At 38.9% G+C, this 13,067-nt stretch carries 15 protein-coding genes; 11 read left to right on the top strand and 4 right to left on the bottom strand.

Annotated features, from left to right (window positions below):
• Positions 1 to 63 precede the first annotated feature (63 nt).
• The gene (locus AOC03_RS01365) at positions 64 to 516 is read left to right on the top strand and encodes a PH domain-containing protein (RefSeq protein ID WP_062533258.1); all 453 of its coding nucleotides are present in this window, start codon (positions 64 to 66) and stop codon (positions 514 to 516) included.
• Between the two features lie 91 nt (positions 517 to 607).
• Here the strand turns inward: AOC03_RS01365 and AOC03_RS01370 are convergent, their stop codons facing one another.
• A complete protein-coding gene (locus tag AOC03_RS01370) occupies positions 608 to 997 on the bottom strand; it encodes a hypothetical protein (protein ID WP_062533259.1) in 390 nt (129 codons plus the stop codon).
• A 349-nt stretch (positions 998 to 1,346) separates the two neighbouring features.
• Positions 1,347 to 1,703, bottom strand: coding sequence for a hypothetical protein (locus AOC03_RS01375; RefSeq protein WP_157049267.1), 357 nt, complete (start codon positions 1,701 to 1,703; stop codon positions 1,347 to 1,349).
• Positions 1,704 to 1,886: 183 nt separating this feature from the next.
• Between AOC03_RS01375 and AOC03_RS01380 the strand changes: the two genes are divergently transcribed.
• The 9 genes from AOC03_RS01380 to AOC03_RS01425 all read left to right on the top strand — a co-directional run bounded on the left by AOC03_RS01380 (position 1,887) and on the right by AOC03_RS01425 (position 10,524).
• Positions 1,887 to 3,242: a serpin family protein gene (locus AOC03_RS01380; protein WP_062533261.1), complete on the top strand. Its 1,356-nt coding sequence runs from the start codon at positions 1,887 to 1,889 to the stop codon at positions 3,240 to 3,242.
• 26 nt (positions 3,243 to 3,268) lie between these two features.
• Positions 3,269 to 4,483 carry an SEL1-like repeat protein gene (locus tag AOC03_RS01385; protein ID WP_062533262.1) on the top strand — a complete coding sequence of 405 codons (1,215 nt, stop codon included), beginning with the start codon at positions 3,269 to 3,271 and terminating at the stop codon, positions 4,481 to 4,483.
• 680 nt (positions 4,484 to 5,163) lie between these two features.
• A complete protein-coding gene (locus tag AOC03_RS01395; protein ID WP_062533263.1) occupies positions 5,164 to 6,558 on the top strand; it encodes a serpin family protein in 1,395 nt (464 codons plus the stop codon).
• Between the two features lie 48 nt (positions 6,559 to 6,606).
• The gene (locus AOC03_RS01400) at positions 6,607 to 7,077 is read left to right on the top strand and encodes a DUF4825 domain-containing protein (protein ID WP_062533264.1); all 471 of its coding nucleotides are present in this window, start codon (positions 6,607 to 6,609) and stop codon (positions 7,075 to 7,077) included.
• Positions 7,078 to 7,164: 87 nt separating this feature from the next.
• Positions 7,165 to 8,511, top strand: coding sequence for a serpin family protein (locus AOC03_RS01405; protein ID WP_062533265.1), 1,347 nt, complete (start codon positions 7,165 to 7,167; stop codon positions 8,509 to 8,511).
• A 26-nt stretch (positions 8,512 to 8,537) separates the two neighbouring features.
• Complete coding sequence (locus AOC03_RS01410; protein WP_062533266.1) at positions 8,538 to 9,044, top strand: hypothetical protein; 507 nt, start codon at positions 8,538 to 8,540, stop codon at positions 9,042 to 9,044.
• Between the two features lie 102 nt (positions 9,045 to 9,146).
• Positions 9,147 to 9,755: a hypothetical protein gene (locus tag AOC03_RS01415; protein WP_157049268.1), complete on the top strand. Its 609-nt coding sequence runs from the start codon at positions 9,147 to 9,149 to the stop codon at positions 9,753 to 9,755.
• A gap of 101 nt (positions 9,756 to 9,856) precedes the next feature.
• Positions 9,857 to 10,123, top strand: coding sequence for a hypothetical protein (locus AOC03_RS01420; protein WP_157049269.1), 267 nt, complete (start codon positions 9,857 to 9,859; stop codon positions 10,121 to 10,123).
• Positions 10,124 to 10,332: 209 nt separating this feature from the next.
• Complete coding sequence (locus AOC03_RS01425; RefSeq protein ID WP_062536352.1) at positions 10,333 to 10,524, top strand: hypothetical protein; 192 nt, start codon at positions 10,333 to 10,335, stop codon at positions 10,522 to 10,524.
• A 5-nt stretch (positions 10,525 to 10,529) separates the two neighbouring features.
• On the opposite strand, the gene AOC03_RS01430 is transcribed toward AOC03_RS01425, so the two are convergent.
• Positions 10,530 to 10,856 carry a hypothetical protein gene (locus AOC03_RS01430; RefSeq protein ID WP_062533269.1) on the bottom strand — a complete coding sequence of 109 codons (327 nt, stop codon included), beginning with the start codon at positions 10,854 to 10,856 and terminating at the stop codon, positions 10,530 to 10,532.
• 352 nt (positions 10,857 to 11,208) lie between these two features.
• Positions 11,209 to 11,511 (bottom strand): hypothetical protein, encoded by a 303-nt coding sequence (locus AOC03_RS01435; protein WP_062533270.1) that lies wholly within the window; start codon positions 11,509 to 11,511, stop codon positions 11,209 to 11,211.
• 125 nt (positions 11,512 to 11,636) lie between these two features.
• Here AOC03_RS01435 and AOC03_RS01440 point away from each other — a divergent pair, with 125 nt between their 5' ends.
• Positions 11,637 to 13,001 (top strand): serpin family protein, encoded by a 1,365-nt coding sequence (locus tag AOC03_RS01440; protein ID WP_062533271.1) that lies wholly within the window; start codon positions 11,637 to 11,639, stop codon positions 12,999 to 13,001.
• Positions 13,002 to 13,067 lie beyond the last annotated feature (66 nt).

Raw genomic sequence — 13,067 nt, forward strand, 5'->3', positions numbered from 1 at the left:
CTTTGTACATGAAGCTGGCTTTTCGAATATAAATATTAAATAAGGGCTTTCTGCTAATAAATTATGATAAATGCTGTATTTACATCAAAGATTGATTTATGGTTAGCGTTTTTAATATTGGGTTCTAGCTTACTACTCATTTTGGTACCTGTATGGGAATGGATTTACAACGATAGCTCTATTAGAAGAATACTGTTTATTAGTCTTTTGACGATACCAGGTGCGATATTACTCTTGTTGATATTTTTCAACATAAAGTACAGTTTGTCAGATGACGAACTGTTTGTGAAAAACGGTTTTTCTACTCAGAGCATACCATTGAAAGACATTACACATATCATTCGTACCAACAGTATGTTATCTGCTCCAGCCCTGTCTTTAGATCGGATTGAGATAAGATATGAAGGGGGGAGTATAGTGATATCACCAAAAGACAAAGATGGGTTCTATCGTGCGATACAAGAACGTGTTGCTGCATTAAAAACCGATGGTGATGATGGCTTGGTAAAGAGTTAGCCAATAGTTCGATGCGTTTGAAAAATATCGAACAGCAAGAGTTAGAGATAACCTTGATAAAAAATGAGCAGCATAGGTGAGGGTTTACTATTTATAACAGGCCGCTATACATAGTATGCAATTCAATAGCGCTTAGCTTTTCGCGTAGTGCGCTCATTTGCAGTTCGCAGTTCTTGTAATACTCTACTTTATGTTTCTCTGTTTCCTCTAAGCTTTTTTGATAAGTAAAATCATTCCATAGGGTTAGACAGTTTGTAATTAACTTGAGATCATTTAGTGACAGATCCTCATACTTACCCAAATCATGTGTCTTGATTTTTGAACGTAATTCAAAGAGTCCTAAATTACTGTCTTGATGATATTTTTTAATGAGTTCATCCGTGGATCCCACGCTACTCTTATCGTTTTCTTTCATCGCAATCCTTACACCATTATCAATCAGACTCCGTTCATACACTGTCAAATCAAGATGGTCGTTCATTCATTCTCCTCGCTCTTAGATTTAAGGAGTTTTTTCATTACAAAATGAGAAAACCCGTCATACTGATAAAGTAGCGATATTAGCACAATTCTTGCTGATTGCTTCTTGGTTAGAGTGAATAAATCATCATTTATATCAATAGATTATAGTTCTGATTCTCCAGTAGACACTTGAAGTGAGTATTTGAGTTTTTATACATGGCAAAACACTTTAACTGCCTAGCTTGTGTACAGCACTCTCTCTTTATAATTGACCTCTTAAGCTGATTTGACTGCTAGTCAAATTTAGTACCGAACAATATTGAATGACGTTTGAGGCACGAGGGCTTCGCTTTTGATATGAAGATATCTTATACTTTTTGGAAATGACTGTCTAAAGCAACACCATTTGAACGAATAATATTGCCTATTAAAAATCCTCTGTCATAAATATAGACAATACCTTTGTTTTTATCCCAATAGCTCACCCCTTCAGGCAATATAGGCGTAGAAAACACGCCATCACTTGACTCTATTAACAAACAACCCTCTATTACAACCAATCGTCCACCGACCCCCATATCTAACTGGGGTTCCTCAGGATCAAAAGGGTATGTAAATATATCCGCATATTTAGCTGTTGATGTATTCGAGATATCCTCTATTTCAGTCTTCAGGACTTTATTCTCACTAGCGGTCTGATTCATCGTGTTTTTTGAAGGTGTCATACAACCTGATATTAAGATTCCTAAAAATACGATTAAGTATTTTTTAAGCTTATGGCTTTCCTTATATAATACCGTATTAATCTGAAATCTTATCCTTAAATTTATTAGCATATGTTTACTAAATCAGCCTAAACCCTTGTATATCATCAGGACATCATTCGAATTATAAGAGGGTGCAACGCCGTGAAAAATCATAACCAATACATTTATAAAAAGCCAATAATGAAGCTCAGCATGGGTACGCTTGCTTTAGGCAGTTTACTGGCAATCGCTGGTTGTAATAATAGCTTGGTTAATAATCAACTCATAAAAGCGACAGCTGACAAACCCATAGTCAGCAAGATTGAGACCACTTCAACCACAAAGGCTGATAAGAGTTATACGGCTGCTGACGACTCTGCTTCAACGCCTGAAGGTGTCAAACAAGTCGTCGATGCCAACAATCAATTTGCCATTGATATGTATCAGCAGATAAATGGGCAGACTGAGCAAGCTCATGACAACGTGTTTTTCTCACCCTATAGCTTATCTACTGCGATGGCCATGCTCTATGCCGCAGCGGAAGGAAAAACGAAAGCGCAAATCCAAAAGACCTTTCACTATCCCTCACTGAGCGTTCTGAATCCGAACAGTGCTGCACTACATGAGCAGTTCAACAAACCAAATCCTAACTACCAACTTGCTACAGCCAACGATTTATGGATACAACAAGGGTTGCGCCCCAACCAGAACTACTTGGGTACTGTACAACGTTATTACGGTGGTAATGTCACCAACCTTGATTTTAAAAACAGTCCTGAACCTTCCCGTCAGACCATCAATAAGACCATTGCCAAACACACCAAGCAGATGATTCCTGAGCTGCTAGCAAAGGACAGTATCAAGCCTTCTACAGCTGCTGTATTAACGAATGCCGTTCATTTTAAAAGCGAATGGGCACAGCCACTTGCATTAAGAAACTGGGAGCAGCCTTTTTATAACCTTGATGGCACGACGACTGATGTGAACTTGATGTATGGCATAAATCACTTTGATTATATGGAAGATGAAAAAGTACAAGTGGTAGAACTGCCTTATAAAGGCGACGACCTATCAATGCTAATTGTCTTACCAAAATCAAAAGAGCCAGTTGCTATACAGAAACTAGTAGCTAATTTAAGTACTACTCAGATTAATCAATGGACTGAGCAGTTGGAGAATAGAAAGGTTTTTCTGATTATTCCTAAGTTCAAATTACAAGAAAGCTATCAGATGGAGTCGCTACTGACAAAGATGGGCATGCCAAGCGTGTTTGGGAATCAAGCTAAGTTTAATGTGTTTGCAGATAGCTCACCCATCGCCATTGACGATATTCATCATCAAGCAGTGATCGACGTTAATGAAAAAGGAACGGTTGCAGCAGCTGCAACTAGCATCGTTATAAAGCCTATTTCAGCTTCTTATAACGCTGAGTTTACAGCCGATCACCCCTCTATGTTTATGATTAAAGACAATAAAACCGATGTCATATTGTTCTTAGGACAAGTGAATAAGCTATAGCAATATGTATTTTGGAGTAATTTAATATGCAAAGATTCAAACAGTATTTAATCAAGAATATAACAATCTCGGTATTATCATTTGGACTGGCTGTATCCGCTATAGCAGCTGATTATATAGCAGAAGAAGCAACTGAACAGCTAGAAGACAACGATAATCAGCAACAGCTTGCCAAGCTATATTTAGAGAACTTAGACTTGCCCGAAGATAGCAGGAAACCGTATGAATGGTTTGCCATTCGAGGATATAGTCCTGCTCAATTCATGCTTGGTCTTCAAGCTTATGATTCTATAAACAAAATTAAATGGTATCAGATAGCTGCTGATAACGGACATACCTCTGCAATAGCCAACCTTGCCTATATCTATTATGCGGGTAAGTATGGCGTACCTCAGGATTACGCCAAGGCTTTTAAATTATATAAAAAATTAGCCGATACTGATGACATGCAGGCTCAGTATCAACTTGCAGAGATGTACTATCATGGTGCAGGTACGCCTCAAAGCTACAGTCAAGCTTTTACCTATTATCAGAAGGCCGCTGTTAATGAAAAAACGGATGCTCAATACACAAAAATGTATGCTGAATATAGCTTGGGGCTGATGTATTATGGCGGTTTAGGTATTGCCCAAGATTATAAAAAGGCCTTTCATATCTTTGAAAAGCTTGCTGCTCAAGGTGATACTAATGCTGAGTATAACTTGGGAGTCATGTACGATTGCGGCTTAGGGGTTACTCAGGATAAGATCAAAGCAAAAGAATGGTTTGAGATAGCGGCTAGTCGGGAGAGTTATACTGGTCTTGGAAAGACACATGCCGAATACCGTCTAGGGAAAATGTACTTTGAGGGAATAGGTGTTGTACAAGACTATGATGCAGCCTTAAGCTGGTTCAAAAAAGCGGCGAGTAATAGTTACTTCTTGGGTCGTGGAGAGATGAGTAAAGGAAATTTACTGACACAATATCAGTTGGGTGATATGTATTATGATGGGATTGGCGTCACTCAGGATTATACTCAAGCCTTTAGGTGGTATGAACAAGCGGCCAGAAATAGATACCGTAATACGGTTGATGGGTCATGGAGCAAAGGTAGTGAACGCGCTCAGTATCTTATAGCGCTGATGTATTATAAGGGTTTGGGTGTTAATAAAGACAAATCTATGGCAAAAGAGTGGTTAGAGGTATCTTGCGATAACGACTACCAAGCAAGCTGTGATTATCTTCAGAAAATATTCAAATAAGGGGTTTAGTTTTTAAAGGTGATGGGTTTTAGATTATTGAGATAACAGCGGTGTATCTATCAATCCTATTAAGCGCTTTTTAACTCAATGCCTAACATCCATTACCAGTCTTGTTGAAGCTATCTCATCCTGATGTATAGACCATTTTTATCTTATAGTAAATGTATATCGTTCTTTATCGTATGAAGCGGCATAGGGCACTGCATCTCTAGAATAGGTCTTCTTATCCTGATCAGTATAGTCAATAGATATTGAATCTTCATAGCTTGTATATTGGATAGCGTAGCGATAAGAGGAGTTAGGCGGCAAATCTCCGATTAAGTCCACTCTTTTGGAGCTGGTATACTTGACGCGTACGTCAGATATGAGATAAGGGCTTTCGTTATTTATGATAATTTTGCCTTTATCCTTCTCAAAATATGAGCACGATATTAAAAGTATACTCATCAATCCTATTAGAAAATTCTTATTAAAAACCATATTTCTCTCACTTTTACGATTGACCAATACCACTGCTACTTCATTAGAAATCATGCAAAATCAATAATATAGTTATCCGCTAATTATTTTTAGGCACTCTTAAGTTCAGTACAGCTTGCTTACCAAAATACACTAAACGATTGTATAGAGATGATACTAGAATGGCATCATCTTAACTCTACATTATTAGTGAAGCAGATATGAAGAATAATCAGTATTGTTATCTTAAAAAAGCACATGGTAACCGTATCATAAGTGCATTGGCTATCAGTAGTCTATTATTATTGGTTACTGGCTGTGACAGTACTATGAAAGATTCTAAGTCTAATGACAGTGTAGCCAATACCGCATCAATCTCAGAACAGTCATCCTTGCCAGATAAGACTAAAAATAATTCTGATTATAAGGCTGTTAGCAAAGATGGCTTTGTAGCTGCTGATGATTCCGCGTCAACCTCAAATGGCGTTATGGAAGTCATTAATGCCAACAACCAGTTTGCCATTGCTATGTATCAGCAGATAAATGGTCAACCTGACCAAGCAGATAAAAACGTATTTTTCTCGCCATATAGCCTGTCTACGGCGATGGCCATGCTGTATGCCGCAGCGGAAGGGGAAACAAAAGCGCAAATTCAGAAGACCTTTTATTATCCCTCAATGGATATTCTCAATCCCAATAGCGCCGCGCTCTATAATCAATTTAATAAACCAAACCCCGATTATAAGCTCGCCACAGTCAATGACTTATGGATGCAGCAAGGGCTAACACCTACTAAGTCCTATGTCGATGCCGTACAACGTTATTATGGCGGTCAAGTGACCACCCTTAATTTTAAAGGTAGTCCTGATCCTTCGCGGCTCATCATTAATAAAAAAATTGCTCAGCATACCAATCAGATGATTCCTGAGTTACTACCAAAGGGAAGCATTCCATCTAGTGTTGTTGCAGTATTAACCAACGCGGTTTACTTTAAGGGCGACTGGAAAATGCCTTTTGAGGCAAATAGCACCTATGAGCAGCCTTTTTATCCCCTCACAGGCGAACCCTCTGATGTCAAAATGATGAATATGCAGGCTGATTTCGGCTATAGCGAGGACAAGCAAGTGCAGGTTGTGCAACTACCTTATAAGGGCGACCACTTGTCTATGCTGGTGGTATTACCGAAATCAAAAGACAAAGCCGCGATGCAGCAGCTAGTGCATGATTTGAGCGCTGATAAGATTAAAGAATGGAATAAAGATTTAGTCACTCAAGAAGTAAATATTTCCTTGCCAAAGTTTAAGCTTGCAGAGCGCTACGATATGAAAGGTTTGCTATCAAACATGGGTATGCCAAGCGCTTTTAAAGACAAAGCCAAATTCAAACTATTTGATGAGCCTCTAGCGATAAAAATTGATGATATTTATCATCAAGCAGTGGTCATTGTCGATGAAAAAGGGACCGAAGCGGCAGCAGCGACAGCCATTGTAGCAGTAGAAGCTTCTGCTCCTATAAATCAGCCAGTTAAGTTTACAGCCGATCATCCGTTTATCTTTATGATTAAAGACAATAAAACCGATGCGATATTGTTTTTGGGGCAAGTGAATAAGCCTTAAAAAAGCGAATTATGGCAATAAGAATTAAACGACTGTTGATGAGACATTATGAAAAAAATGCTTAAATTATTATCGTGTTCACTGTTAGTGATTTCCGTCGCCAGTGGATGTAATACGAAGACCACTGAAGAAGATGTGTTTCAATACAAGAATGCCTATGTTGGTGATAATAGTGCAGTCATCAATATTGTAAATCGCTCTATGCAATCAGATAACTTCAGGGGGCTCGAGCTTAAAACAAAAGAGACACCCTATGGGATCATCTTAAATTATGATGGGTCAGAGTCAGAAAAAAATGATAAAAGGACCGTGATATATAATGCCACTTACTTATTTGCGTTGATTCAAAATGCAGAGTGGATAACGTTTAATTTTGATCATCAAGAATATAAGATAACAAAGGACGCTCTAATAGAGTGGTACGGGGAAGATTTCAGCACATTCCAAAGTGAAGAGGAGCTAAAAACGTTAATACAAAACAACTGGGATGATGAATACAAAGTAAATCAGTTGTTCTAAAACTACCAAATATACAGCTGCGTAGCTCCCTATACAGCAGCCGAAATAGAGCCATTCTTTTAATTATAATTTATTGTTGAGCCTGATATGCAAAATGACCCACTTCGCTATTTTAAATACACAGCCCATAATCGTATTATCAGCGCCTTAGCTGTTACTACCCTAGTATTAATGACCACTGGCTGTGACAGTAATATAAGAAATAATAGAACTGGTGCTGTAACAGATACCATTCCTCATAATCAGCCAACTATTAACCATCAAGCGCTTCCGATTGAGGTAAAGGCTTTGACCCCAACACCAGAGGGTATTGCTGAAGTCGTCACTGCCAACAATCAATTGGCCATTGACATGTATCAGCAGATAAACGGCAAGTCTGAGCAAGTAGATGAGAACGTATTTTTCTCACCGTATAGCTTGTCTACTGCGATGGCCATGCTATATGCCGCAGCCGAAGGGGAAACGAAAGCGCAAATTCAGAAGACGTTTCATTATCCAGCACCAGCTATCCTAAACCCTAATAGTGCAGCACTCTATAACCAATTTAATACACCCAATCCCGACTACAAGCTTGCCACGGTCAATGATTTATGGATGCAACAAGGGTTAACACCCACTAAATCTTACATAGACACCGTGCAACGTTATTACAGCGGACAAGTGACCGCTCTTGATTTTGAAGGCAGTCCTGATCCTGCGCGTCAGACCATTAATAAAAAGATCGCTGAGAAAACCAAGCAAATGATTCCTGAACTACTACCTAAGGGTAGCATTAAATCTGATACTGCCGTGGTACTAACCAACGCCGTCTATTTTAAGGGGGATTGGACCATGCCTTTTGCAGCTGAAAGAACCAGTGCCCAGCCTTTTTATAATGCTATCGGTAGAGCCTCTACCGTCCAGATGATGCGGCAACAGTCTTATTTTGACTATTATAAGGACAAACATATACAGGTCGTGCAATTACCTTATAAAGGCGATGACCTATCTATGCTCGTAGTATTACCCAAACTCAATCATAAACTTGCTATGCAGCAATTAGCTAAGAGTTTAAGTGCAACTAAGATTAAGCAATGGCGTTCAGGCTTAGTAAGACAAGAGGTGAACCTTCAACTGCCAAAGTTTAAGTTAGATGCGCGTTATCAGATGAAAAAATTGCTCGCTGATATGGGTATGCCAAAAGCGTTTAATAATGGGGCTGAATTTAACTTATATGCTGATGGCCCACCGATAAAGCTCGATGAGGTTTATCATCAAGCAGTAGTCACCGTCGATGAAAAAGGCACGGAAGCGGCGGCAGCAGCGGGTGCTGTAGGTATGTACGTTGGTATGTCTTATCCCGTCGAATTTAAAGCCGATCATCCATTTATGTTTGTAATTAAAGACAATAAAACCGATGCGATATTGTTTTTAGGGCAAGTGAATAAGCCTTAGTGATATTTATTTTGGAGTGATTAAAGATGCAGCGTTTTCACTTGAATACCTTAAGTTGCTCGGCTGTTGTGATGACTTTATTGTTTTCAGGCTGTGCCGCTAAAAACGAGCCTGCAGATAAATCACTTCAGGAAAAAGAAAAAATGTTGACTAAAGCTATTGAGGAGAAAATAGAGATCTTAGAATACAATCCTCCACTCTATGAAAACTCAATAGATGGCGGTACTCACATTACGGACGGTACGCTTCTGATTAAGGATAACTGTCTGGTCGTCCAACATGATATAGATTTCTTCGGCGAAAGGAGTCGAGAAAGTGCACTGGTATTTCCAAAGAACACCACTCGCTTTTCTGACAATACTGTTTTGCGCCAAAATAGTTCATACGGTGTCCTTTTGTACCAAAGCAGCCCATTTATAGAATATAAAATAGGTGAAGGCTATAGGTTTCCCGGCCTCGCCAGTACCATTGACGATGAACGTATTAAACCTCAACCTAAATGCCAATTAGATAACGTATGGTTTGTGACCTAAAAGTGGAATGTTATGGATAAGGAAAAACATTAAATGCGTTTTTTATATCGCATACCTATTTTGATCATACTATTTTTCTCCATGCAAACCATATGGGCTTGTATGCCGCATTCACCAAATGATGTATTTATTGCTCGTCTGCAATCATCGCAGCCCACATTAATGGATAATCAGCAAAAAGGTTTTGACTTGCAATTTAGTAATTCACGCTTCGTTTTTCGCACCCTTAAAATGTGGTTTTTTTATTCTACTCCTGAGCACTGGCAAAGTGATTTTGAGTTGAAAGGTATCCAGCCAAACGACTTAGTTATTGGCCTAGCATATGCGGCCAGTGGTAATGAGCCAGCAAACTATACGGTGGCTTCGCTCGCGACACTGAGCTGTAAAAATGATAAGTTAATAGTTGGTAAACCATTGGTGTCTTTTTTAGCCTGGAACCGAGTAGAGGGTAAATGTGGTCATGACAGTAGCTATAAAGTTGGCATATTAGATGGCTTTATAGATGAAGATCAAGCTTATTATTTACAGCAGCTACAAGATAAATACCCTACTTGTAATAAACTGAACGCTGCGTACCCTAGCAGCACTGATAAAAGCGGATTAAGTAATAGTACCGATTCAGTTAATACCCATAGTACATTGGAACAAGAAAGCCACCCTCAAACATCATTTTGGGAAAAGGTTAAGTTTTGGTTTGGGCAGTGGATATAACGCCCCTGTATTTAATGAAAAACTACGGGAATATAAAATAAGGAGTTGCAATTAATGCTTTATATAAAGTGACAGGCTTAATGATACTTGGGTTAAGTTTGATGTCTTGTGATGCGCTGTATAGTACGAGTACGACTAAGAGCACAGCAGCGGACAATCATTTTAAGAAAGCCACAAGCGCATTAGACAAATCACTTGCTGCAACAGATATGAGCGACAGTGATTTCAATAAGTTGACCCAGGCCATACAACCAAACTTTTCAAATAAGCCGCTGCCACAATCTGACTTAACCTTGGCAGATAAGAAAAAACGCTCTGATTGTGGTTTTAATATGCGCGTGACTGATAAAGCAAAGCAACTGACTTAAAGGGATCTGTTAATCTAATACCATTGCTGATATCAAAACTCATTTTTTATATGTTACTTACTTACTGATCTGCTCAAACGGGTGCGCCTCCCAAGTAGGGAATTGGAATTTAGCTGTAGGCTAATTAAATAAATGATTAAGATTGTTGAGACAGTCTCAGCATACCTCGTTAAGTACCTACCTTAAACGATTATAGAGAGATGATAACTATGATTATCCAAAATGAATGGGGCACTGAAGAAAAAAGTATCGCTCAAATTATTGAGGAGTTGAATACTTTTGAAGACCAAGAATTGATGGTTATGGTTTCAAGCGACGGAGGAAAAACGTTGAGGCCTGTTAAATTACTGGGCAAAGAATTTGATAAAGACAATAAAGCTTATTGCACCCTATTTATTTAAGTGTTTTAACCCTCATTAGGCCAATCTTTTATGAGACGCTCAATAAGCGGTAGAGATTCATCTTGATGCCTATAATAAATATTAAGTACCTCAACACTGCCTGACTCTTCATCGCCAAAGCTACTGAGCCAGTAATCTATAAGGCTCTTCTTACTTGGATCATAAGTAAGTTTGATGGCTTTATCATTAGTTGGATTAATGAAGCTGACATTGTCATCAGTATCTAGCAATGTACCGTCTGCCCCATGTTTATTAAAGTAGCTCTCCCAGCTGTCGGTTCCGACTGTCTTTTTTATAGATTCCCACATTGCTAATGAATTAAGAGGTTTCATGACCTGCTCTGATTTGAAGGGTTAATGCTGGTTTTCTAACTATAAAAAGATGAGCGCGTTTAAAACAAATACTCTAGTAAAAAAGAATTGCGAAAACTACTGTTGAATATGCCGTACAGAAATACAAAGGTTGAGAACACCCACATAATCGACAGGTAAAGCTTGTTTTGATCTGAAGTCCAGCCCCAAGAGCCAAATCTCTCTGTAATATCAGAGAAAATAAGCCATCTGAAGAGTAAGCAAAGAAAAATATAAAGCACAATCCATTTAAGCATTCTACTGTTACCAGAGTTCATATTAAAATATAGAGTGAGTTAATTAGGTTCGTTTGCACCGTCGAAAATAAATACTATTAGTCATAGCTATGCTTGTCTTCAGAGGTCTCATCTTCTACTGCTTCTACGCTTTCGTCTAATTCACGATTAACGTTTTCCAGCTTATCAAGTTTTTCATAGAATATTTCCTTTTCATTCCCTTGATTGCTAAAGATCGTGAGGAAGCTGGAAATTTTATCGGCCGCAGGGCTATTGAGAATATCACCATCACTGCTACTAAATGACTTGGTCTCTTTCACGCTTACGATATCTAGAAATATCCAAACTGCGGAAGCCATTACCACTAGTATAACCAGCCATTTCAACAAATTTTTTTTCATAAATACCTCATACGCTTATTGCTGATTCATATATTATCTCAAAATTTGTTAGCATATGTTTACTAAAACAGTTTATCTCCCTGTATATAATCAAGATATTATTGATATCAAAAGTATAAAATACCATGAATAACCACAACCCAATCAAAACTATGACGAACAAGCATATCGTCAGTAGTCTTGCCCTTAGCGGCTTATTGTTGGCCATTACTGGCTGTAATAATAGCTTCGTAAACACCAAAGCTGCCCAAACAGTGACCAATATACCTTCCTTGCCAGACAAGACTAAAGAGCAAGTGGACTCTAAAGCTGATAGCAAAGATGTCCCTAATACTGCGGATGACTCTGCCTCAACATCTGAAGGTATAGACGCCGTTGTCAATGCCAACAACCAATTCGCAGTGGCTATGTATCAACAGCTAAATGGTCAATCAAATCAAGTGGACGCTAACGTATTCTTCTCACCTTATAGCCTAACCAGTGCCGTAGCCATGCTGTATGCCACAGCAGAAGGCAATACCAAAGCGCAAATTCAAAAAACCTTCTACTATCCGTCTTTACCCATTCTGAATCCAAACAGTGCCGCCCTCTATAATCAATTTAACAAACCCAGCCCGAACTATAAATTGAACACCATTAATGACTTATGGCTGCAACAGGGTCGTACTCCCAACCAAGCCTATGTCGACACAGTAAAACGCTACTATGGTGGACAGATCAACACGCTTGATTTCAAAAACAACACCGCAGCTGCTCGACAAGTGATTAATGACAAGATAGCCAAACATACCAATCAGATGATTCCTGAACTGCTCTCAAAAGAGAGTGTTCAGCCGAATACCTCGGCGATATTGACCAATGTAGTTTACTTTAAAGCGGATTGGTTCAGTCGTTTCACGGTCAGTGGTGATATGCCTTTTCATTATTTCGATGGTACAACTAGTGATGTAGATATGATGTTCCAGAATACTGACTTTAAGTATAGCGAAGATGAGCAAGTACAAGTCGTGGAGCTATCTTATAAGGGCAATGAACTATCGATGCTAGTGGTTTTACCAAAGTCAAAAGAGCCGTCAGGCATGCAGACGCTTGTTAAGAATTTGTCGACGACACAAATTAATGATTGGACCAAACGTCTAAAGCAGCACGATATCAAACTCAATCTACCAAAGTTTAAGATAGACGAAGGCTACCCGATGAAAGCAGTACTGACGGATATGGGCATGCCAAGCGCGTTTGGGAATCAAGCTAATTTTAACGTGTTTAAAGATAGCTCGCCCATCGCTATTGACGATATTTATCATCAAGCAGTGATCGACGTTAATGAAATAGGAACAGAGGCGGCGGCATCGACAGGTGCTGTTTCAGTAGACATATCTGGTTCTATGCATCCACCGGTAAAGTTTAAAGCCGATCACCCGTTTATGTTTGTGATTAAAGACAATAAAACCGATGCAATATTATTTTTAGGTCAGGTGAATAAGCCGTAGCAAGATTGATTGGTAGTGGCAGGATAATAGAATTGGATAGTGAGTAATAGTGAGTAATAGTGAGTA

Source organism: Psychrobacter urativorans (assembly GCF_001298525.1).
Classification (GTDB): domain Bacteria; phylum Pseudomonadota; class Gammaproteobacteria; order Pseudomonadales; family Moraxellaceae; genus Psychrobacter; species Psychrobacter urativorans_A.

What these genes read in the sequence shown, in the direction of transcription:
- AOC03_RS01365 (WP_062533258.1), top strand. Translation starts at nt 64, where the DNA reads ATGATAAATGCTGTATTTACATCAAAGATTGATTTATGGTTAGCGTTT.
- AOC03_RS01370 (WP_062533259.1), bottom strand. Translation starts at nt 997, where the DNA reads ATGAACGACCATCTTGATTTGACAGTGTATGAACGGAGTCTGATTGAT.
- AOC03_RS01375 (WP_157049267.1), bottom strand. Translation starts at nt 1,703, where the DNA reads ATGACACCTTCAAAAAACACGATGAATCAGACCGCTAGTGAGAATAAA.
- AOC03_RS01385 (WP_062533262.1), top strand. Translation starts at nt 3,269, where the DNA reads ATGCAAAGATTCAAACAGTATTTAATCAAGAATATAACAATCTCGGTA.
- AOC03_RS01395 (WP_062533263.1), top strand. Translation starts at nt 5,164, where the DNA reads ATGAAGAATAATCAGTATTGTTATCTTAAAAAAGCACATGGTAACCGT.
- AOC03_RS01400 (WP_062533264.1), top strand. Translation starts at nt 6,607, where the DNA reads ATGAAAAAAATGCTTAAATTATTATCGTGTTCACTGTTAGTGATTTCC.
- AOC03_RS01405 (WP_062533265.1), top strand. Translation starts at nt 7,165, where the DNA reads ATGCAAAATGACCCACTTCGCTATTTTAAATACACAGCCCATAATCGT.
- AOC03_RS01410 (WP_062533266.1), top strand. Translation starts at nt 8,538, where the DNA reads ATGCAGCGTTTTCACTTGAATACCTTAAGTTGCTCGGCTGTTGTGATG.
- AOC03_RS01415 (WP_157049268.1), top strand. Translation starts at nt 9,147, where the DNA reads ATGCCGCATTCACCAAATGATGTATTTATTGCTCGTCTGCAATCATCG.
- AOC03_RS01420 (WP_157049269.1), top strand. Translation starts at nt 9,857, where the DNA reads ATGTCTTGTGATGCGCTGTATAGTACGAGTACGACTAAGAGCACAGCA.
- AOC03_RS01425 (WP_062536352.1), top strand. Translation starts at nt 10,333, where the DNA reads ATGATTATCCAAAATGAATGGGGCACTGAAGAAAAAAGTATCGCTCAA.
- AOC03_RS01430 (WP_062533269.1), bottom strand. Translation starts at nt 10,856, where the DNA reads ATGAAACCTCTTAATTCATTAGCAATGTGGGAATCTATAAAAAAGACA.
- AOC03_RS01435 (WP_062533270.1), bottom strand. Translation starts at nt 11,511, where the DNA reads ATGAAAAAAAATTTGTTGAAATGGCTGGTTATACTAGTGGTAATGGCT.
- AOC03_RS01440 (WP_062533271.1), top strand. Translation starts at nt 11,637, where the DNA reads ATGAATAACCACAACCCAATCAAAACTATGACGAACAAGCATATCGTC.